Raw genomic sequence first — 19,229 nt, 5'->3', positions numbered from 1 at the left:
GAAAGGGTCGAGTTCCCTTCGACCGTAGGACTCCCACAACCTCCGCTCAAAGCGTCTGGCGGATGTCCACAATCGTGGAGCGAGACGGGTGACGGATGCGTTGTGCGAGACGCACAGGCGGACGGCCGGGTGACATCGCGAGGGAACCGTTCCGACGGCGTCGCGCGAACGTCCACGGCGGGGCCTAGGCTCAGGGCATGACCCCGCCGACAGCCATCACGACGGCGTTCATCCCGGTGCACGATCCGCGCGCGAGCGCGCAGTGGTACGCGGACGCCTTCGGCCTCGACATCGTCGAGGCGACCGACTCCTCCAGCGTGCTGGCCGGTTCGCACGGCCAGGTGACGCTGATGGGCGCGACGAGCGGCATCCATGTCGAACCCGGCCTGCCATGGGCGACGTGCAACTTCCGCGTCGATGACCTCGGGTCGGTGCACGAGCGGCTCGCCCGGCTCGGAGCGCGTCCCGGCGACGAGCTCGGCGACCCCGACCGCTGCCTGTTCTTCACCGCGACAGACCCCGACGGGAACACCATCCTCGTCACCGACCGCTGATGACCGACGCGACGGTGACCCTCGCGCCGTGGGGGCCCGACGACCTCCCGCTCCTCGAGCGCGCGAACACACCGGAGATGACCGCGCACCTGGGCGGACCGGAGACCGCGGCGCAGCTCGACGAGCGTCAGGAGCGCTACCTGCGCCTGATGCGCACGGGTGACGCGGCCATGTACCGCATCGAGCTGGACGGCACACCGGTCGGCGGCATCGGGTACTGGCAGGTCGACCACGACGGCACGCCCGCGTGGGAGACCGGGTGGAACGTCTTCCCCGAGTGGCAGGGCCACGGCCTCGCGCGCGAGGCGCTGCGGCTGCTGATCCGCGAGGTCGCCGCGCGGGGCGACCGCGACCTTCTCGTCGCCTACCCGGGTGTCGACAATCCGGCCTCGAACGCCCTGTGCCGAGCCGTCGGCTTCGAGCACCGCGGATCGGGTACCGAGCCGTGGCGGGGCTCCGAGCTCTCGTTCAACGTCTGGGTGCTCGACATGTCGCCGCTCGACCTCGACGGCCGCGCGCCCGACCTCGACGAGCGGTTCGGCGAGGGGGTGCTCGACGAGAAGGTGTGGTGGCCGCACTACCTCCCGCACTGGTCGTCGCGCGAGCGCACCGCCGCGCGCTACTCGATCGCGCCCGACGCCCTCGAGCTGTTCATCGGCGCCGAGACGGCGCCGTGGTCCCCCGAGTTCGACGGCGACAACCGGGTCTCGCACCTGCAGACCGGCCAGTTCTCGGCAGAGTCGGGCAGCCCGATGGGCCAGCACCGGTTCCGTGACGGGCTGGTCGTGCGCGAAGCGCAGCCCGAGCGCCGCCTCCATCTGCCGCGGTTCGGCGTGATCGAGGTGCGGATGGCCGCCGTGCGCCATCCCGACGCGATGGTCGCGTTCTGGCCGATCGGCTTCGAGGAGGCTCCCGAGCAGAGCGGCGAACTGTGCATCGCCGAGATCTTCGGCAGCGGACTGGACGACGAGGGCGGCTGGGTCGGCGTCGGCGTGAAGCGACAGCACGATCCCCGCCTGCGCGACGACTTCGAGAAGGTCCGTGTGGCCGGCGACCTCACCGAGATGCACGACTACGCCGTCGAGTGGACGCCCGACGCCGTGCGGTTCTTCATCGACCACCGCTGGGTGAAGACCGTGCGGCAGACGATCGACTACCCGGTGCAGCTGATGCTGGACATCTATGAGCTCCCGCGCGCCGACGGCGCCCGCGACCTCGCCGCGCTCCCCCACACCCTGCGCGTCGAGCGGGTGCGGACGTTCCCGCCGGCCTGAGAGCGGGCGGCAGCATCCGTCTCAGAAGAGGCCGACGATGCGCCCGTCGTCGTCGACGTCGATCGCGTTCGCGGCGGGCACCGCGGGCAGCCCCGGCATCGTCATGATGTCGCCGCAGATCATCACGACGAAGCGCGCCCCGGCCGCGAGGCGCACCTCCCGGATGTCGACGGCATGGTGCCGCGGCGCCCCACGCAGCTTCGGGTCGGTCGAGAACGAGTACTGCGTCTTCGCGACGCACACCGGGTAGCCGCCGTAGCCCTCGTCCTGGAGCCGCTTGATCTGGGCGCGGACGGCGGTCGACGCGGTGATCTCCGTCGCCCCGTAGACGCGCGTCGCGATCGCATTCATCTTGTGCCACAGCGTCGCGTCGTCCGGGTAGGTGAACCGGAGAGCGGATGCTTCGTCCTCCGGCTCCGCGGCGTGCTCATCGCAGAGCCGCACGACCGCGCGCGCGAGCTCCTCGGCACCGGCGCCGCCGTCTGCGAAGTGCTTCGCGACGACGGCCGTGACTCCGACGGCCTCGGCAGCAGCGACGAGCGCCGCGGTCTCGGCATCCGTGTCCTCCGCGCGATGGTTGATCGCGACCACCGCCGGGATGCCCCAGATCTCGCGCAGGTTCTTCAGATGGCGCACGAGATTGACGGTGCCGCGTTCGAGCGCGGCGACGTTCTCCTGAGGGAGGTCGGCGACCTCCACTCCCCCGTGGTACTTCATGGCGCGCACCGTGGCCACGACCACGGCGACGTCGGGGCGCAGGCCGGTGGTCCGGCACAGGATATCGACGAACTTCTCGGCCCCGAGGTCGGCCCCGAAGCCGGCCTCGGTGACGACGTAGTCGGCCATCCGCAGCGCCGAGTCGGTCGCGAGGTAGGAGTTGCAGCCGTGCGCGATGTTCGCGAACGGCCCGCCGTGCACGAAGGCGGGGGTGTGCTCGAGGGTCTGCACGAGGTTCGGGGCGAGCGCGTCGCGCAGGATCGCGGCCATCGCACCGTGCGCCTGCAGGTCGCGGGCGCGGATGGGCGTGCGGTCGCGGGTGTAGGCGACGACGATCTCGCCGAGGCGCTCCTTGAGGTCGGCGAGGTCGGTCGCGAGGCAGAAGATCGCCATCACCTCGCTCGCGACGACGATGTCGAAGCCGTCCTCCCTCGGGTAGCCGTTCGATGGACCGCCGAGCCCGACGACCGCGTCGCGCAGAGCCCGGTCGTTGACGTCGAGCACGCGACGCCAGGTCACACGGCGAACGTCGATGCCGAGCGCGTTGCCGTGGTGCACGTGGTTGTCGATGAGCGCGGCGAGAAGGTTCGTCGCGATCGCGATCGCCGAGAAGTCGCCGGTGAAGTGGAGGTTGATGTCCTCCATAGGGACGACCTGCGCGTACCCGCCGCCGGCGGCGCCGCCCTTCATGCCGAACACCGGGCCGAGCGCCGGCTCGCGCAGGCAGATCATGGCCCGCTCGCCGATGCGGCTGAGCCCGTCGCCGAGGCCGACGGTGGTCGTCGTCTTGCCCTCGCCCGCGGGCGTCGGCGAGACCGCGGTCATCAGCACGAGCCGCCCGCGCGGCCTGTCACGCAGGGTGCGCAGGTGCCGGAGCGACACCTTCGCCTTGAACCGGCCGTACGGCTCGAGCTCGTCGTCGGGGATGCCGAGCGCCTCGGCGATCCGGGTGATCGGCCAGAGTTCGGCCTGCTGTGCGATCTCGATGTTGCTCGTGGCCACGCTCGCTCCTGGTCGCGGGCCTCGTCGCCCGCCTCTGTCAGCCTATGCGGGCGGGGCTCACGCGTCGCGGACGCGCACCGAGAGGCACGACGCCGCCTGCATCTTCCGGCACCGTCTGTGATCTCAGACATCACCATGAGGATGGGGCCTGTACCGGATGCCACTCCCCCACGAGACTGGGGGGCACCCGGGCGCCGTGGCCCGGCCACCCGTGGGGAGTCCGACATGGCCGCACTCGGCGAGCAGCTCTTTCGACGCAAGCCCATCGTCATCCAGCAGAAGCACCACAAGGGCGAGGAGCTCGCCCGGAACATCGGGACCTTCCAGCTGATGATGTTCGGCGTCGGCGCGACCGTCGGCACCGGTATCTTCTTCGTCCTGAGCGAGTCGATCCCCGAGGCGGGGCCTGCGGTGATCATCTCGTTCATCGTCGCCGCGATCTGCGCCGGGCTCTCGGCGCTGTGCTACGCCGAGCTCGCCTCGGCGATCCCCGTGAGCGGCTCGACGTACTCGTACACTTACCACGCTCTGGGCGAGATCTGGGCGGTGATCATCGCCGGCTGCGTGCTGCTGGAGTACGGTGTCGCCGTCTCGGCGGTCGCCGTCGGCTGGAGCGGCTACTTCAATGAGCTGCTGGAGAACACCCTCGGGTTCCGGCTGCCGGATGCCCTGTCGGTGTCGTTCATCCCCGGATCCGATGGCGCTGCGACCGGCGGCATCATCAACCTGCCCGCGGTCGTGCTCGTCGGCCTGTGCTGCCTGCTGCTCATCCGCGGCGTCGCCGAGTCCGCCACGGTCAACACGATCATGGTCCTCATCAAGCTGGGCGTGCTGGTGCTCTTCATCGTCCTCGGCTTCACCGCGTTCAACGCCGACCACTTCGAGGATTTCTTCGCCTTCGGCGCCGCCGGCATCAGTGCCGCCGCGGCGACGATCTTCTTCTCGTTCATCGGCCTCGACGCTGTCGCGACGGCGGGCGAGGAGGTACGGAATCCGCAGAAGGCGCTCCCCCGCGCGATCATCGGCGCCCTCATCATCGTCTCGACGGTGTACATCCTGGTCGCCGTCGCGGGACTGGCGGCCGAGCCGGTGGAGTTCTTCTCGACCGAGGAGGCCGGTGAAGCCGGCCTCGCCCAGATCCTGGAGAACATCACCGGCAACCCGATCTGGGGAACGATCCTCGCGGCGGGCGCGGTCGTCTCGATCTTCTCGGTGACGCTGGTGACGCTGTACGGCCAGACCCGCATCCTGTTCTCGATCTCGCGGGATGGGCTCGTGCCGCGGAAGTTCCTCAAGGTCAACGCCAAGACGATGACGCCTATCTACAACACGATCGTCGTCTCGGCCATCGTCGCGCTCATCGCCGGGTTCGTCCCGTCGGACTACCTGTGGGACACCGTCTCGATCGGCACTCTCGTCGCGTTCAGCGTCGTCGCACTCGCCGTCATCGTGCTGCGACGCACGAAGCCCGACCTCGAGCGCCCCTTCCGGGTTCCGCTGTACCCGGTGGTGCCGATCCTCACCATCGCCGCCTGCGTCTACATCCTGTCGGGTCTCGCGGCCGTCACGTGGGTGATCTTCGGCAGCTGGATCGCGATCGTGCTGCTCTACTACTGGTTCTACGGACGCCGGCACGCGACCCTCAACGACTACACCTCGCCGGAGCAGATCGCCGAGCCGATCCATCCCGAGGAGGAGACGTGACCTACCTCGTCGGCTACGGACCGCGCAACGACGATCGCAGCGCCATCGAGCTCGCTGTCCAGTTCGCCCGTTCGCACCCCGAGCCCGTGGTCGCGGTGTCGGTGGTCCCGCAGGGATGGGGCACGCCGCTCGCGGGGGGCGTGGACCGCGAGTACGAGGACTGGGCCGCGAGCGAGGGCAGGCTGAGCGCGGAGCTCGCCCTCGCGGACTTCGCCCATCATCCCGGCATCTCCGCCGAGGCGGTGTGGGTCGCGGGGAGGTCCGCTCCGGCGGCCCTCATCGAGCAGGCTCTGGCGCGAGACGCGCGGATGATCGTGGTGGGGTCGGCCGAGGAGGCGGAGCCCGGGCGGGTGCGCCTCACCTCGAAGACCGACCGGCTCGTCCACTCCTCGCCCCTGCCCGTGGCGATCGCCCCGCGCAGCTACCGCACGACGAGCCCCGTCACCAGGGTGACCGTCGGCTTCCGCGACGACGACGCCAGCTGGTCGCTGCTGAACCGCGTGGCGGAGTTCAGCCGGATCGCGTCGGCACGGATGCGCCTGGTCACATTCCTCGTGAACCCGTCGCGCCGTCCCGTCACCACCGACATCAGCCACGCGCAGACCCAGGTCATCGAGCTGTGGGCCGTGCAGGCCGCCGCCGCACAGCAGGAGGCGGCGGCGCATCTGAAGACGCTGGGGTTCTCGGATGACGAGCTCGAGTACGGCATCGCCGCGGCCGGCGACTGGGCTGCCGCGGTGTCCTCGGTGGGCTGGACCGAGGGCGATGTCATGGTCGTGGGGTCGTCGTCGACGCACCGCCTGGCCCAGGTGTTCCTGGGCTCCAGCGCCTCGAAGATCCTTCGCAACGCCCCCGTGCCCGTCGTGGTCGTGCCCGGCGTCGCGGAGTAATCCCGCACAGAATCGGAGGCTTTCCGCGGCGCGCCGATCGCGCATCCCGAGCCCGCATGTCGGGCAGCGTCTCTGATTCTGTGCGGCGGAGACACGACGACGGATGCTGTGCCTCGAGGTCGCGGCGCAGCATCCGTCGATCAGTGCGTCAGAGTGAGAGGCCGTGGCCGAACCGGAACAGCGGGTCGGCGGTGTCGAACGGCACGTCGGGGCGCGAGGTCTCGACAGCCGCCATCGAGCTCGGCACGTCGAACGGCAGCCTGCCCGTGGCGGGCGCACCGCCCGTCAGCACGTCGAGCAGCGCCTCCGGGTTCGCCCCCCAGTTCGCCGTGACCGCATTCGCGGCCTCGACGATCGGGCCGAGGATCGCGGGACGGTCGAGGAACACGTCCACGACGGTCGGCACCACCGCGGCCACCGAGCGCACGTGGGCGACGACGTCCTCGGGGAAGTCCAGCGACCCCGCGTGGAAGAAGTTCTCGAACATCGAGGCGCGCTGCTCGTACGGTGCCTGCAGGCGCAGGATCGCAGCATCCGCTTCTTCCGGCGTCTCGACGACCTCGCCGTAGCGCGCGGCCGCCTCGGGTGCGATGCCCTCGACGTAGAGCTTCAGGCTGCGGCGCAGCGGAAGTGCACCGGCGTTCGACAGCACCGCGATCGAGGCACGCTGTGCGGCCTCGCCTGCGGCGCGGAACTCCGCCGAGCCGACGATCGCGTCGGCCGCCTCCACATCGACGTACGGGTTCTCGAACAGGCCCAGCTCGAACTTCTCGCGCAAGAGGCGCCGCGCCGACACGTCGAGGCGCTCCTCACTCACGAGACCGTCGCGCACGAGGCCGAGGAGCAGCGACGGGTCGTGCTCCCCGCCGAACTGGTCGGCACCGGCGTCGAGGATCTTCACCATGCGCTCGGCGGGGGTGAGGTGCTCGACGCCCCAGGCGCGGGCGGCGAAGTCCGTGCCCATGATCGGCTGGTCCGTCACCAGGCCCCAGTCGGTGCAGACGATGCCATCGAAGCCGAACCGCTCGCGCAGCAGGCCCGTGAGCACGCCCTTGTTGAAGCCGAAGCCGACCTCCTCGTACTCGGTGCCGACCGGCATGCCGTAGTACGGCATGATCTGGCGACCGCCGGCGGCGAAGATCGCCTCGAACGGCTCGAGGTGCAGCTCGAACTGCCCGCCGGGGTAGACCTGCTCACGGCCGTAGTCGAAGTGCGGGTCCTCGCCGTCCTTCTGCGGGCCGCCGCCGGGGAAGTGCTTGGTCATGGTGCTCACCGAGCCCGGACCGAAGGACTCACCCTGGAACCCGCGCACGTAAGCCGCCCCCAGCTCGCCTGCGAGGTCGGCGTCCTCGCCGAAGGTCTGCAGCTGGCGCGCCCAGCGCGACTCGGTCGCGAGGTCGACCTGCGGGTGCAGCGCCACGCGGATGCCGACGGCCGTGTACTCCTGGCGGGCGATGTCGCCGAACCGCTCGACGAGCTCCGCGTCACGCGTCGCCGCGAGGCCGAGCGGCTCCGGCCACTGCGAGAATGGGCCGGCGAACATCGCGGCGCCCGGGTTGTCGCTGAAGGAGTGACGGGGATCGGTCGAGATCGACACCGGGATGCCGAGGCGAGTGGATGCCGCGAGCTCCTGCAGCTTGTTGTGCCAGGCCGCGATGTCACTGGCCTTGGGTGCGACACCCAGGAGGTTGAAGTGGTTCATATGGCGGCCGGCCACGTACTCGCGGTTGGACGGGATGCCGAAGGCGGGGTCGCCCTCGGAAAGCTCGCCGCCCTCCCCCATGACGATCATCGTCTGGAAGAAGAGTCCCGCCTTCTCCTCCACCGTCATCGCGGCGAGGAGCAGCTCGACGCGCTCGTCGACGGGCAGGCTCGCGTCGAGCCAGGGCCGGGCGGATGGCGCTGGGGTCGCAGCATCCGTGTCGATCGTCGTGGTGTCTGTCATCACTTCACTCCCTTGATGCGGTAGACGAGCACGGCGCCGGCGAGGGCGACGAGCGCGCCGAAGAGGTAGTACACGGTGTAGCCGCCGAGTGCGGTGGTGGCGCCGAACGCGATGATGCCGGGGGCGATCGCAGGCGCGATCGACTGCGGCAGCGCGTTCGCGATGTTGAGCACGCCCAGGTCCTTGGCGGTGTCGTCGGGGTCGGGCAGCACCTCGGTCGCGAGGGCCAGGTCGACCGACATGAACGAGCCGGCGCCGAAGCCGATGATCGCCTGCGCGACGAGGACGACGGCGACGCTCGGCGCGAACGCGAGGGTCACCAGGCCGACGACCATGACGACGCCGGCGATCGCGACGAAGGGGCGGCGCTTGCCGATCTTGTCGGAGAGCACACCGCCGAGAGGTCCGGAGATCGCCATCGCGACCATCGACGCGAGGTTGGCGATGAGGATGGTGGTGATCGCGGACTGCTCGTCGAGGCCGAACTTCTCGGTGAGGTAGAAGGGCAGGAACGTCGCGATGCCCGCGTAGCCGAACATCACGAGGAACTTGGTGAGCCAGGTCCAGCCGAAGTCCGGGTGCTTGGCCGGGTTGAAGACGAACGAGCCGAAGAACTGGCCGATCGTGAACCTCTGGGCGGGCTTGTGGTCGAGGCGGCGGTCCTTCAGCACGAGGACGAACAGCACCGCGAGCACGGTGGCGATGGCGGCCGGCACGACGAAGCGGGCGAAGTCGTCCGACAGGAAGTTGACGAGGAACGAGCCGGCGAGGATTCCGAGGGGCGTGGTGAGCCCGACGATGCCCGACACCTTGCCGCGGCCGCTCACGGGGACCTGGTCGGGGAGCGTGGCGTTGGCCGCGGCGAGGACGGCGTTCATCGCCGTCTGCACGAGGCACCACGCGATGAGGACGACCCACACCGACTGCGCGACGCCGATGAGCGCGAACCCGCCGAGGCCGACGAGGGTGCCGCCGAGGATCCACGGGCGGCGCATGCCGAAGCGCGAGGTCGTGCGGTCGGAGAGGCGGCCCGCGAGCGGGTTGGCGATGAGCGCGAACAGCGCGCCGACGCCCATGATGAGACCGAGGTTCGAGGTGGCGGTCCCCTCCGCCGAGATGTGCTCGACCTTGAACGCCATCGACACGAGCACCGGCGTGAGCAGCGCCAGGTAGACGCCGAAGTTCACCGCGGCGAGACCCGGCGTGTAGCCGCGCGGAGTCTTCGCGGGGGTCGTGCCGGGCGCCTTGAAGCCGGTGGTGCCGGCCGCGGCAGCCGTTGCGGCGGGTGACAGCTCTGTCATCGGAGTCCTTTCTCGGGTGCGACGCCGCTCATCCATGAAGCGCGTCGATGCACGAGGCTACATCAAACTCGACCGTTTGGTAACTGAAATTCGACCGAGTGGTAATCGGTGAGGATAGAGTAGGTGCGCGACGAGCGCGGAGAGGCGGATTTCAGGTGATGCCAGCCCCGCCCGCAGCCGCGCGCTCCGCCCGCACCGAGCAGACGCGTGCGGCGATCGTCGCCGCGGCGCACGACGCTTTCGTGACCCGTGGGTATCGCGCCACCTCGCTGCGAGACATCGCGGCGGCGGCCGGCATCAGCCACCCCGGGCTGCTGCGTCACTTCGCCACCAAGGGCGAGCTGCTCGCCGCGGTGGTCGAGCTGTTCGAGCGCGACAACGAGTACGAGCTGCTCGACCGCCTGGCCGCCGAGGACCCCGGCACCCTCGCCTACAGCGAGCTCGCCCGCCGCAACGAGACCGTGCCGGGCTACCTCGCCCTGTTCGCCGCGCTCACGGGCGAGGCATCCACTCCTCGCCACCCTGCGCACGAGATCATGCGCGACCGGTATGCGCGCCTTCGGGAGCTGTCGGCCGACGCCATCGACGAGGCCATCGCCCAGAACACCGTCTCGGCCGACCGCGACGCGGCCGGCGAGGCCGTGCGCATCGCCGCCGCGTGGGACGGCCTGCAGCTGCTGGCCCAGTACCTGCCCGAGCGGGTCGACATCGCCGAGGCGCTCGAGACCTACGAGGAGTCGCTGATGCTGCCGGTCGGCTGGCGCGACGCGGACGATCCCCCTCCTGCGTCGACGGCGGTGCCGGTGCCGCCCATGCCCTCGTTCGCGGAGCCGGATGCTGCGCCCTCCGGTTATCGCGTAGGCCGCGAGCGCCGCGCGCTCATCGTCGACGGTGCCACGGCGCTCTTCGCCGAGGACGGGTACGGCGACACGAGCCTGCGCGACATCGCCGAGCGCGTCGGGGTCTCGAAGTCGACGCTGCTGCACCACGTCGGCTCGAAGGAGGACCTGCTGAGAGCGGTCCTGAGCCACCGCGACCAGCAGATCGAGTCGCGGATGGACTATGTGCCCGCCGACCGCGCCGCCGACGAGCTGCTCGGCCTCCCCCGCGGCGCGACGGTCAACGCGGCCACGGCGCCGGGCCTCATCGAGGTCTACGCCGTGCTGTCGTGCGAGGCCGTCCCCGCGGACCACCCCGCGCACGCCTACTTCGCGCAGCGCTTCCGCGGCGTGGTGGATCACTTCGCCGCGCTCTTCCGCGCCGCCCAGGAGGACGGCGACCTCCCCTCGCACCGCGACCCCGAGTTCGAGGCGCTGTGGCTCACGGCTCTCTGGGACGGTCTGCAGTACCAGTGGCTCTACGACCGCTCCTCGGTCGACGTGGCCGTCCAGCTGGCGGCGCACCTCGACGACGTGCTGCCCCGGTCGGGGTAGGCGCCGCCTCGGCGATGTTCACATCGCGTGCTGTCACCGAGGCGACACGTCGTGTGCGCGCAGAACGGGTGTTCTCGGCGAGAGCACCCGATGTGATCGGGCTTCACGGCTGACGGACCCCGTCGGGCGGCGGCGATCGCGAGCGCGCTCAGGCGGCGGCGACCACCGCGAGCACGGCCTCGCCGTAGGCCTCGCGCTTCTTGGCGCCGATGCCCGAGACGCCGTCGAGGTCTGCGAGGCTCTCGGGGCGGCGCTCGGCGAGGGCGCGCAGCGTCGCGTCGCCGAACACGATGTAGGCGGGCACGCCGAGCTCCTTCGCGACGCCGGCGCGCCAGGCGCGGAGTGCCTCGAAGAGGCCGGCGTTCGCGGGGTCGAGGGTCTCGGGTGCGGTGGTCTTGCGCACGCGCGCGACGCCGCCCGATCGGCCCATCACGTCGCGGCGCAGCGGCACCGGGGTCTCGCCCCGCAGCACACCTGCCGCGGACTCGCCGAGTGCGAGCGTGCCGTACTCTCCGCGGGCGACCAGGATGCCGCGGGCCAGCAGCTGCCGGATCACGCTGCGCCAGTCCTGGTCGCTGAGGTCGGTGCCGAGCCCGTAGGTCGAGAGCTGGTCGTGGCCCTGCTGGCGGATGCGGTCGGTGGAGGCTCCGCGCAGGATGTCGACGAGGTGACCCGCGCCGAACGCCTGGCCGCGCTCACGCTGCAGACGCACGATCGTCGACAGCAGCTTCTGCGCCGGCACGAGTCCGTCCCACGTATCGGGCGCCTCGAGGCAGGTGTCGCAGTTGCCGCACGGGGCGGAGGCCTCGCCGAAGTAGGCGAGCAGGTTCTGGCGGCGGCATCCGACCGTCTCGCACAGACCCAGCATGGCGTCGAGGTGCTGGCCCAGCCGGGTCTTGAACGCACGGTCGCCGGGCGACTGGTCGATCATGCGGCGCTGCTGCACCACGTCGCCGAGGCCGTACGCCATCCACGCGACCGATGCCTCGCCGTCGCGGCCCGCGCGACCGGTCTCCTGGTAGTACCCCTCGACGGACTTCGGCAGATCGATGTGGGCGACGAAGCGCACGTCGGGCTTGTCGATGCCCATGCCGAACGCGATCGTCGCGACCATGACGACCCCGTCTTCGCGGAGGAACCGGGACTGGTTCGCGGCACGCGTCTCGGCGGGGAGGCCCGCGTGATACGGGAGGGCGTCGACGCCCTGCGCGGAGAGGAACTCGGCCGTCTGCTCCACCGATTTGCGACTCAGCGCGTAGACGATTCCCGCCGCACCGGACCCCTGCGAGCGGATGAACGCCACGAGCTGGCGCCGCGGGTCGGACTTGGCCTCGATGCGGTACTGGATGTTGGGCCTGTCGAAGCTCGACACGAAGTGGCGGGCCTGAGGCAGCTGCAGCCGCTCCGTCATCTCGCGATGGGTCGCGGGCGTCGCCGTCGCGGTGAGCGCCAGGCGCGGCACCCCGGGGAAGCGCTCGGCGAGGGCTCCCAGCGCGAGGTAGTCGGGCCGGAAGTCGTGGCCCCACTGCGACACGCAGTGCGCCTCGTCGATCGCGATGACGCTGAGCGCTCCGCGCGCGAGGAACCGCAGCGTCGCCTCGGTGTTGAGCCGCTCGGGGGCGACGTAGAGGAGGTCGAGCTCGCCGGCGAGGTACGCGCGCTCGACGGCCGCGCGCTCGGGCGGCGCCTGGGTGGAGTTGAGGTACGCGGCCCGCACGCCGTTGGCGACGAGCGCGTCCACCTGGTCGTGCATGAGGGCGATGAGAGGACTCACGACGAGGCCTGTGCCCGGGCGCACGAGCGCGGGCACCTGGTAGCAGACGCTCTTGCCGCCGCCGGTGGGCATCAGCACGACGGCGTCACCGCCCGCGATGACGTGCTCGACGATCGCGCCCTGTTCCCCGCGGAGGGCGTCGTAGCCGTAGACCTCGCGCAGCACCGTGACCGCGTCGGCGCCGGTGAAGTCGCGACGCGGACCGGCACCCGCGAACGGGTCGATCGACGTCGAGCCGCCCGCATGAGGATCGGGCGGCGGCATCCAGCCGTCCTCCGGAGGGGCCCACGAGTCGTCGGGCGGGGGCGCGAGCTCGGGCTCCCACGCGAGGTCGGCGTACGGGTCGCCCTGGGGGATCGTCACCCGTCCCAGGGTAGCCGCGACATCCGACGCCCTCCCCCGGTCCACCGGCGCCTGGCACAACCTGCGGCGAACCGACCTCCCCGGCTTCTGTGGAGGAGCCTCCCGGCATCCTCGACTGAGGATCAGGGCCGAGAGGAGGAGCGGGCACGCCGTGGCCAGGTCCGCGCTCGAGTCCTGGTCCTCAACTGAGAGCGGGTGAGACCACGACGCCGAGAGCTCAGCACCACTTGTCGGCGATGGTCACGATGACGTTGAGGTTGCGGTTCGTCGCGATTCCGAGCAGCTTCGCGGCGTTGAGCGGATCGACGTTGCCGGCCTGGTACCCCGGCCCGAGCAGCGCGTGCGCCGCGCGTCCGCGGACGACCATCCGGCCGGCCTCCGTCGCCGTGCCCGCGACGCGCTCGGCGACGGCCTGCGAGGGCGCGTCCTTGAGCAGGTAGACGTAGTGGCGCTCGAGCCCCGGGTGCTTCTCACTCAGAGCCGCCGCCTCGGCGGCGATCGCCTTCAGCTCGGCGGTCGTGAACACGATCGTCGGCACATCGAACCCGCGGTCCTCGGCGAACGCGTCCTCGAGAGCCTTCTCGATCTTCGCCCGCGAGCGCAGCGGCGTCGTGAAGCGCACGTTGCCCGTGTTGATGTGGGTCGCGACGCCCGTGAATCCGACGCCCTCGACCACGCGCACGATATCGGCCTTCGGGAACTTCCGGTTCGCGCCGAGGTTGATCGCCCGGAGGAACGCCACGTAGGTCGGCATGACGCCATCATCCCGGATGCCTCCTCCCCGCCGCATGCGGTAGCGTCGCCGTCATGCAATGCCTGTGACCCGTCTCCGTCACCACCCTCTCCGCCGCGGTCCCCGCGGACAGAATCACGGATGCTGCGCCGCAGCGTCCTCGAAAGGCATCGCATGTTCCCGTCCTCGTCGTCCCTTCCGCTCGCGGGCCGGACCGCCCTCGTCACCGGCGTCTCACGCCGGCGGGGCATCGGCTTCGCCATCGCCACGCAGTTCGCGCGCCTCGGCGCCGACGTCTTCCTCCACCACTACCGCCCGCACGACACGCACCTGCCGTGGGGCGGCGACGACCTCGATGCCGTGCGCGACGGTGTGCGCGCGGAGCTCGCCCCGAGCGCGCAGCTCGGCGACATCGGCGCGGACCTGCGGGACGCGGCATCCGTCCCCCTCGTCATCGAGGCCGCACGGGCGCTGACCGGGCGGCTCGACATCCTGGTGTGCAACCACGCGCAGTCGGGCGACGACGGGTCGATCCTCGACATGACGGCCGAGCGGCTCGACGCGTTCTGGCAGACCAACACCCGCTCGACGCTCCTGCTGACGCGGGAGTTCGCGGCAGGGCACGCGGGTGCCCTCGAACCCGGGGCACGCCCCGGGGAGCGCGTCGAGCGGCGGGGTCCGTTCGCCGAGCCGACCGGACGCGTGTTCTGGATGACGAGCGGGCAGATCCATGGGCCGATGCGCGGCGAGGTCGCGTACGCCGCCAGCAAGGCGGCGCTCGCGGGCGTCACGAAGACGGTGGCGGCCGAGCTGCTCGACCTCGGCATCGTCCTCAACACGATCGATCCGGGCCCCGTCAACACCGGCTACCTCGACCCCGAGACGACCGACCGGCCCCTCGACGAGGTCGAGGCATGGATGCGGTCGACCCCGTTCGGCCGCTACGGCGAGCCCGCCGATCCGGCGCGGCTCATCGGCTGGCTCGCGACCCCCGACGGCGCGTGGGTGGTGGGCCAGGTGCTGTCGACCGACGGCGGGCTCGGACTCGGCTGAGCGCCCTCGCGGTGCCACAACTCCGCCTCGTCGGCCCGTGCGACCACCGTCGCCCCAGCACTTCCGCCACCCGGCGGCGCCGACCGGCCGGGCCAGGCGGAGTCGTAGCACGGGCGAACTCGGGCGGGACGGGAGACGGATGCAGCGGCATCCGTCTCCCGTCTCACACCGTCCGTCCTGCTCAGGCCAGCGCGGCCTCGGCGCCGGCGGACCGGGCGCGGTGGTTCACGCGATGGCCGATCCAGAACCCGAGCGCGATGAGTCCGGCGAGCGCGAGCCCCAGCATCCAGGGCAGGACGTTCGGAGTCGTCGCCGCGGTCGCGGCCGCCAGCGTGTCGGAGCCGTCGGCGACCTGACCGCTGCCGTCGGCGAGCGCCGTCGCGCCCGCGGCGAGCGTGTCGCTGCCGTCCGCGAGCTGCTGCGAACCCGCGGCCAGCGTGCCTGCCCCGTCGGAGAGAGCGGTCGCGCCCGTCGACAGGTCCGCCGCACCGGACGAGAGCGCGTCCGTCCCGGCCGCGAGCGTGGCGGCGCCCTCCGAGAGCGACATGGCTCCACCGCTGAGGTTCTGCGACCCGACGCTGAGCCTCGCGACACCGCTCACGAGGGACTGGGTGCCGGCCGCGAGCGAGGCCGCGCCATCCCGCACCTGCGTCGTGCCGGCGCTCAGAGACTGGGCGCTCGCGGCGAGGAAGGGTGCCCCCTTCGCGGGGTCGGCGAGCCCCGCGGTTCCCGGCCAGCCCTTCGCCTGGTCGCCGTTGACGAGCGCGTTCAGGCCACCGGCGAGCCGCTGCGCGCCGCCGGACGCGTCGATGACGCCGGCCGCCAGCAGCGGAGCCGCCCCTGCGGCCTTCGCGATGCCGTCCACCTGCGCGTCGAGCCCACTCGCGAGAATGCTGAGCTGCGTCAGCTGGGCGTCGGTGGCGTTCGCCGCCGTGAGCGCCGCGAGCGCGTCCGCGAGCTTCTGAGAGTTCACCGGGGCGCCTGCCGCAGCCCCCTGGATCTGCGCCTGGCCCGCTGCCAGTGCCCGCACCTCGTCGGTGACCTTGGGGGCGATCTTGTCACGCATCTCCGTCGCTCCCGCCAGCAGGTCGCCCGAGATCTTGTGCGCCGCACCGACGCCGGCTGCGAGCGTCTGGGCACCCGCCGCGAGCCTCGCCGCGCCGTCCGCGGCCTGGCTCGTCCCGGCCGCGAGGCTCGTGGCCCCGGCGGCGGCCGAGCGGGTTCCCGTCCCGAGCGTGCCGACCCCGCTCGCGAGCGACTGCGCGCCCGCCTGCAGGCTCGCCGCTCCCGCCGCGAGCGACTGCGCGCCCGCGTCCGCCGACGAGGCGCCGTTCGCGAGGCGCGCGGCGCCCGCACTGGCGGATGCCGCGCCGTCGTCGAGATCCGACGCGCCGGCGGCGAGGTCATCGGCGCCCGCCGCGAGCTCGGACGCGCCCGCGGCGAGCTCGGTCGAGCCCTCGTGCGCCTGGCCGGCGCCGTCTGCGAGCTTCGTCGATCCGCTCGCGATCTGCGACGTCGTGACGAAGTAGAGCAGGATCATGGCCGCGAGGGCCACGCTGAGGACGATGACGGCGACACGCATGCCGACGCCGTGGGTGTGGGTTTCTGTTCTCGTCATTGAGAGCACTCCGGTTCAGCGCCTGGGGGGTAGGCGCGGGTGGACGTCGACGACCGGTGATCCGGCCGCGCGGCGACACAGCGGCAGGGTGTCGGACTCCGCCTCCTTCGGCGAGGTCCGGCCTGCTGTCGCGAGTGCAGTGTATGGACGGCGCGCGTGTCGCACACGGTCGTGGTCGAAGGAACCCAGTTTCAGATGCCCCGACACTGAGTTTCGTTGTGCGATGGGCACAACCGAGCCGCTCGGCTACAGGCGCACGACCTCGGTCACCCGCACCACGGCCGTGCCGGCCTCCTCCGAGGCCTCGAGGTCGACGACGCCGCGGATGCGCCAGTCGTGGTCGCCCGCCGGGTCGTCGATCGTCTGCTCGACGCGCCAGAGCCCCGACGCCGCAGCATCCGTCTCGTCCACGGTCACGAGGCGTGGCGACCGGGCCGCACCGCCCGTCAGGATCTCGTCGTGGTCGTCGAAGTAGGCGTCGAGGGCGGCCGGCCAGTCGACGTCGGGGTCGAGTTCGACGAGCTCTTCGTCGCGCTGCAGCGCGGCCAGCTGCACGCGCCGGAACAGCTCGTTGCGCACCAGCACGCCGAACGCGCGCCGGTTCGTCAGCACCGACGGCGGGGCGGGCGGCACCACCGGCGCCGACGGGTCGTCGACCGGGTTGACGAGCGCCTCCCATTCGTCGACGAGGCTCGAGTCGACCTGCCGCACGACCTCGCCGAGCCACGCGACCAGGTCGTGCAGGTCGTCGGTCTGCGCCTCGGCGGGCACGGTCTGGCGGACCGCCCGGTACGCGTCGGAGAGGTAGCGCAGCACGAGGCCCTCGCTGCGCGCGAGCTGGTACAGCGAGATGAGCTCCGAGAACGACAGCGCGCGCTCGAACATGTCGCGCACGACCGACTTCGGCGACAGCTCGAAGTCGCGGATCCACGGCTGGCTCGACGCGAAGACCTCGTACGACTGCTCGAGGAGCTCCTCGAGCGGCTTCGGGTACGTGACCTCCTCCAGCAGCGCCATGCGCTCGTCGTACTCGATGCCGTCGGCCTTCATGGCCGCGACGGCCTCGCCGCGCGCCTTGAACTCCTGTTGCGACAGGATCGGCCGAGGGTCGTCGAGCGTCGCCTCGATCACGCTCACGACGTCGAGCGCGTAGTGCCCGGTCCCCGCGGCGCCCGCCGTGTCGTCCGGGTCGAGCAGCTCGATCGCGGCGAGCGCGAACGGCGAGAGCGGCTGGTTGAGCGCGAAGTTCGGCTGCAGATCGACGGTGAGACGGATGCTGGGCACCGAGTCATCCGTCCCGTCCGACGTGCGGTCGATCTCGACGACGTCGGCCGCCAGCAGGGTGCGGAAGATCGCGATCGCGCGTCGCGCGAGCTCGTAGCGCCGGGCCCGCGGCTCGTGGTTGTCGAACACCAGCGACCGCACGTTGGAGAACACGTCGCCGCCGCGCGCGATGACGTTGATGAGCATCGCAGCGGTGAGCTGCAACTGGGGCACGAGGGGCTCGGGCTCCGCTTCGACGAGGCGCTCGAACGATCCGAGACCCCAGTTGACGACCCCCGTCGGCGCCTTCTTGCGCACGATCTTCTTGCGCTTGGCGGGATCGTCGCCGGCCTTCCGCAAGGCGGCCTCGTTCTCGATCTCCCACTCCGGCGCCATCACGACGACGGTCCCCGCGGTGTCGAAGCCCGCGCGTCCGGCGCGACCGGCGACCTGATGGAACTCTCGCGCCGTGAGCTGCCGCATCTTCGTGCCGTCGAACTTCGACAGCGCCGTGATGAGCACGGTGCGGATCGGCACGTTGATGCCGACGCCCAGGGTGTCGGTGCCGCAGATGACCCGCAGCAGCCCGCGCTGCGCGAGCGTCTCGACCAGCCGCCGGTAGCGGGGCAGCATGCCGGCGTGGTGCACGCCGATGCCCGCGCGCACGTACCGCGACAGCGTGCGGCCGAACGCCGTCGTGAAGCGGAAGCCGCCGATCGCCTCGGCGATCGCATCCCGCTGCTCACGACTCACGATCCGGATCGACGACAGCGCCTGCGCCCGCTCCATCGCGGCCGCCTGCGAGAAGTGCACGATGTACACCGGCGCCTCGCCGGTCTGCAGCAGCTCCTCGACGGTCTCGTGCACGGGCGTGCGCGCGTACGAGAAGTGCAGGGGGACCGGCCGCTCGACGCCCGTGATGCGCGAGACCGTGCGGCCGGTGCGGCGCTCGAGGTCTTCGGCGATGGTGGTGACGTCGCCGAGCGTCGCCGACATCAGCACGAACTGCGCGCGCGGCAGGAGCAGCAGCGGCACCTGCCACGCCCACCCGCGATCCGGGTCGCCGTAGTAGTGGAACTCGTCCATCACGACCTGGTCGACCGCGGCGTCGGGGCCCTGGCGCAGAGCCAGGTTCGCCAGGATCTCCGCGGTGCAGCACACGATCGGGGCATCCGGGTTCACCGACGAGTCGCCCGTCACCATGCCGACGTTCGCGGCGCCGAAGATGTCGACGAGCGCGAAGAACTTCTCGCTCACGAGCGCCTTGATCGGCGCGGTGTAGTACGTGCGACCACCGCGGGCGATGGCCGCCGCGTGGGCCGCGACCGCGACCAGCGACTTGCCCGTGCCCGTCGGCGTCGACAGGATCACGTGCGAGCCCGACACGATCTCGATGACCGCCTCGTCCTGCGCGGGATACAGCGCGAAGCCCTGATCGCCCGCCCACTCGACGAACGCGTCGTACAGCGCATCCGCGTCGGGCGCCCCCGTGGGCGCCCCCGAGGCCTCGGCCGCGGTCGCGATGGTCTCGAGAAGCGTCACCGTCCGAGTCTGCCAGGTCGCAGCATCCGCTCCCCCGCCGCGAAGTGCCGACGCAGGCGGCGC

At 71.4% G+C, this 19,229-nt stretch carries 13 protein-coding genes; 6 read left to right on the top strand and 7 right to left on the bottom strand.

Annotated features, from left to right (window positions below; all coding sequences use genetic code 11):
* Nucleotides 1-197: 197 nt before the first annotated feature.
* Entirely contained in the window at nt 198-554 is a 357-nt protein-coding gene (locus tag ACFQ7C_RS12355) for a VOC family protein (protein ID WP_378901218.1), read from the top strand.
* A complete protein-coding gene (locus tag ACFQ7C_RS12350; protein WP_378901215.1) occupies nt 554-1,828 on the top strand; it encodes a GNAT family N-acetyltransferase in 1,275 nt (424 codons plus the stop codon). Before ACFQ7C_RS12355 ends, ACFQ7C_RS12350 begins: the two co-directional genes overlap by 1 nt.
* A gap of 21 nt (nt 1,829-1,849) precedes the next feature.
* Here the strand turns inward: ACFQ7C_RS12350 and ACFQ7C_RS12345 are convergent, their stop codons facing one another.
* Nucleotides 1,850-3,547, bottom strand: a complete 1,698-nt coding sequence (locus tag ACFQ7C_RS12345; RefSeq protein ID WP_378901212.1) for a formate--tetrahydrofolate ligase — start codon at nt 3,545-3,547, stop codon at nt 1,850-1,852.
* A 225-nt stretch (nt 3,548-3,772) separates the two neighbouring features.
* Between ACFQ7C_RS12345 and ACFQ7C_RS12340 the strand changes: the two genes are divergently transcribed.
* Nucleotides 3,773-5,251 carry an APC family permease gene (locus tag ACFQ7C_RS12340; protein WP_378901209.1) on the top strand — a complete coding sequence of 493 codons (1,479 nt, stop codon included), beginning with the start codon at nt 3,773-3,775 and terminating at the stop codon, nt 5,249-5,251.
* Entirely contained in the window at nt 5,248-6,141 is an 894-nt protein-coding gene (locus ACFQ7C_RS12335; RefSeq protein WP_378901207.1) for a universal stress protein, read from the top strand. Before ACFQ7C_RS12340 ends, ACFQ7C_RS12335 begins: the two co-directional genes overlap by 4 nt.
* A 148-nt stretch (nt 6,142-6,289) precedes the next feature.
* Here the strand turns inward: ACFQ7C_RS12335 and ACFQ7C_RS12330 are convergent, their stop codons facing one another.
* The gene (locus ACFQ7C_RS12330; protein WP_378901205.1) at nt 6,290-8,086 is read right to left on the bottom strand and encodes a glycoside hydrolase family 3 protein; all 1,797 of its coding nucleotides are present in this window, start codon (nt 8,084-8,086) and stop codon (nt 6,290-6,292) included.
* A complete protein-coding gene (locus tag ACFQ7C_RS12325) occupies nt 8,086-9,387 on the bottom strand; it encodes an MFS transporter (RefSeq protein WP_378901202.1) in 1,302 nt (433 codons plus the stop codon). Before ACFQ7C_RS12325 ends, ACFQ7C_RS12330 begins: the two co-directional genes overlap by 1 nt.
* 158 nt (nt 9,388-9,545) lie before the next feature.
* Here ACFQ7C_RS12325 and ACFQ7C_RS12320 point away from each other — a divergent pair, with 158 nt between their 5' ends.
* Complete coding sequence (locus ACFQ7C_RS12320; RefSeq protein WP_378901199.1) at nt 9,546-10,820, top strand: TetR/AcrR family transcriptional regulator; 1,275 nt, start codon at nt 9,546-9,548, stop codon at nt 10,818-10,820.
* 148 nt (nt 10,821-10,968) lie between these two features.
* On the opposite strand, the gene recQ is transcribed toward ACFQ7C_RS12320, so the two are convergent.
* Complete coding sequence (gene recQ, locus ACFQ7C_RS12315) at nt 10,969-12,957, bottom strand: DNA helicase RecQ (protein ID WP_378901196.1); 1,989 nt, start codon at nt 12,955-12,957, stop codon at nt 10,969-10,971.
* A 217-nt stretch (nt 12,958-13,174) separates the two neighbouring features.
* Nucleotides 13,175-13,711 carry a DUF1697 domain-containing protein gene (locus ACFQ7C_RS12310; RefSeq protein WP_378901193.1) on the bottom strand — a complete coding sequence of 179 codons (537 nt, stop codon included), beginning with the start codon at nt 13,709-13,711 and terminating at the stop codon, nt 13,175-13,177.
* Between the two features lie 120 nt (nt 13,712-13,831).
* Here ACFQ7C_RS12310 and ACFQ7C_RS12305 point away from each other — a divergent pair, with 120 nt between their 5' ends.
* Nucleotides 13,832-14,743: an SDR family oxidoreductase gene (locus ACFQ7C_RS12305; protein WP_378901190.1), complete on the top strand. Its 912-nt coding sequence runs from the start codon at nt 13,832-13,834 to the stop codon at nt 14,741-14,743.
* Nucleotides 14,744-14,924: 181 nt separating this feature from the next.
* On the opposite strand, the gene ACFQ7C_RS12300 is transcribed toward ACFQ7C_RS12305, so the two are convergent.
* Both ACFQ7C_RS12300 and ACFQ7C_RS12295 read right to left on the bottom strand, forming a co-directional pair.
* The gene (locus tag ACFQ7C_RS12300; protein WP_378901188.1) at nt 14,925-16,361 is read right to left on the bottom strand and encodes a hypothetical protein; all 1,437 of its coding nucleotides are present in this window, start codon (nt 16,359-16,361) and stop codon (nt 14,925-14,927) included.
* 246 nt (nt 16,362-16,607) lie between these two features.
* Complete coding sequence (locus ACFQ7C_RS12295; protein WP_378901185.1) at nt 16,608-19,166, bottom strand: DEAD/DEAH box helicase; 2,559 nt, start codon at nt 19,164-19,166, stop codon at nt 16,608-16,610.
* Between the last annotated feature and the right edge of the window lie 63 nt (nt 19,167-19,229).

This window comes from Microbacterium sp. NPDC056569 (assembly GCF_042793475.1).
Lineage (GTDB): Bacteria > Actinomycetota > Actinomycetes > Actinomycetales > Microbacteriaceae > Microbacterium.
This window is presented reverse-complemented; position numbering and strand designations above follow the sequence as displayed.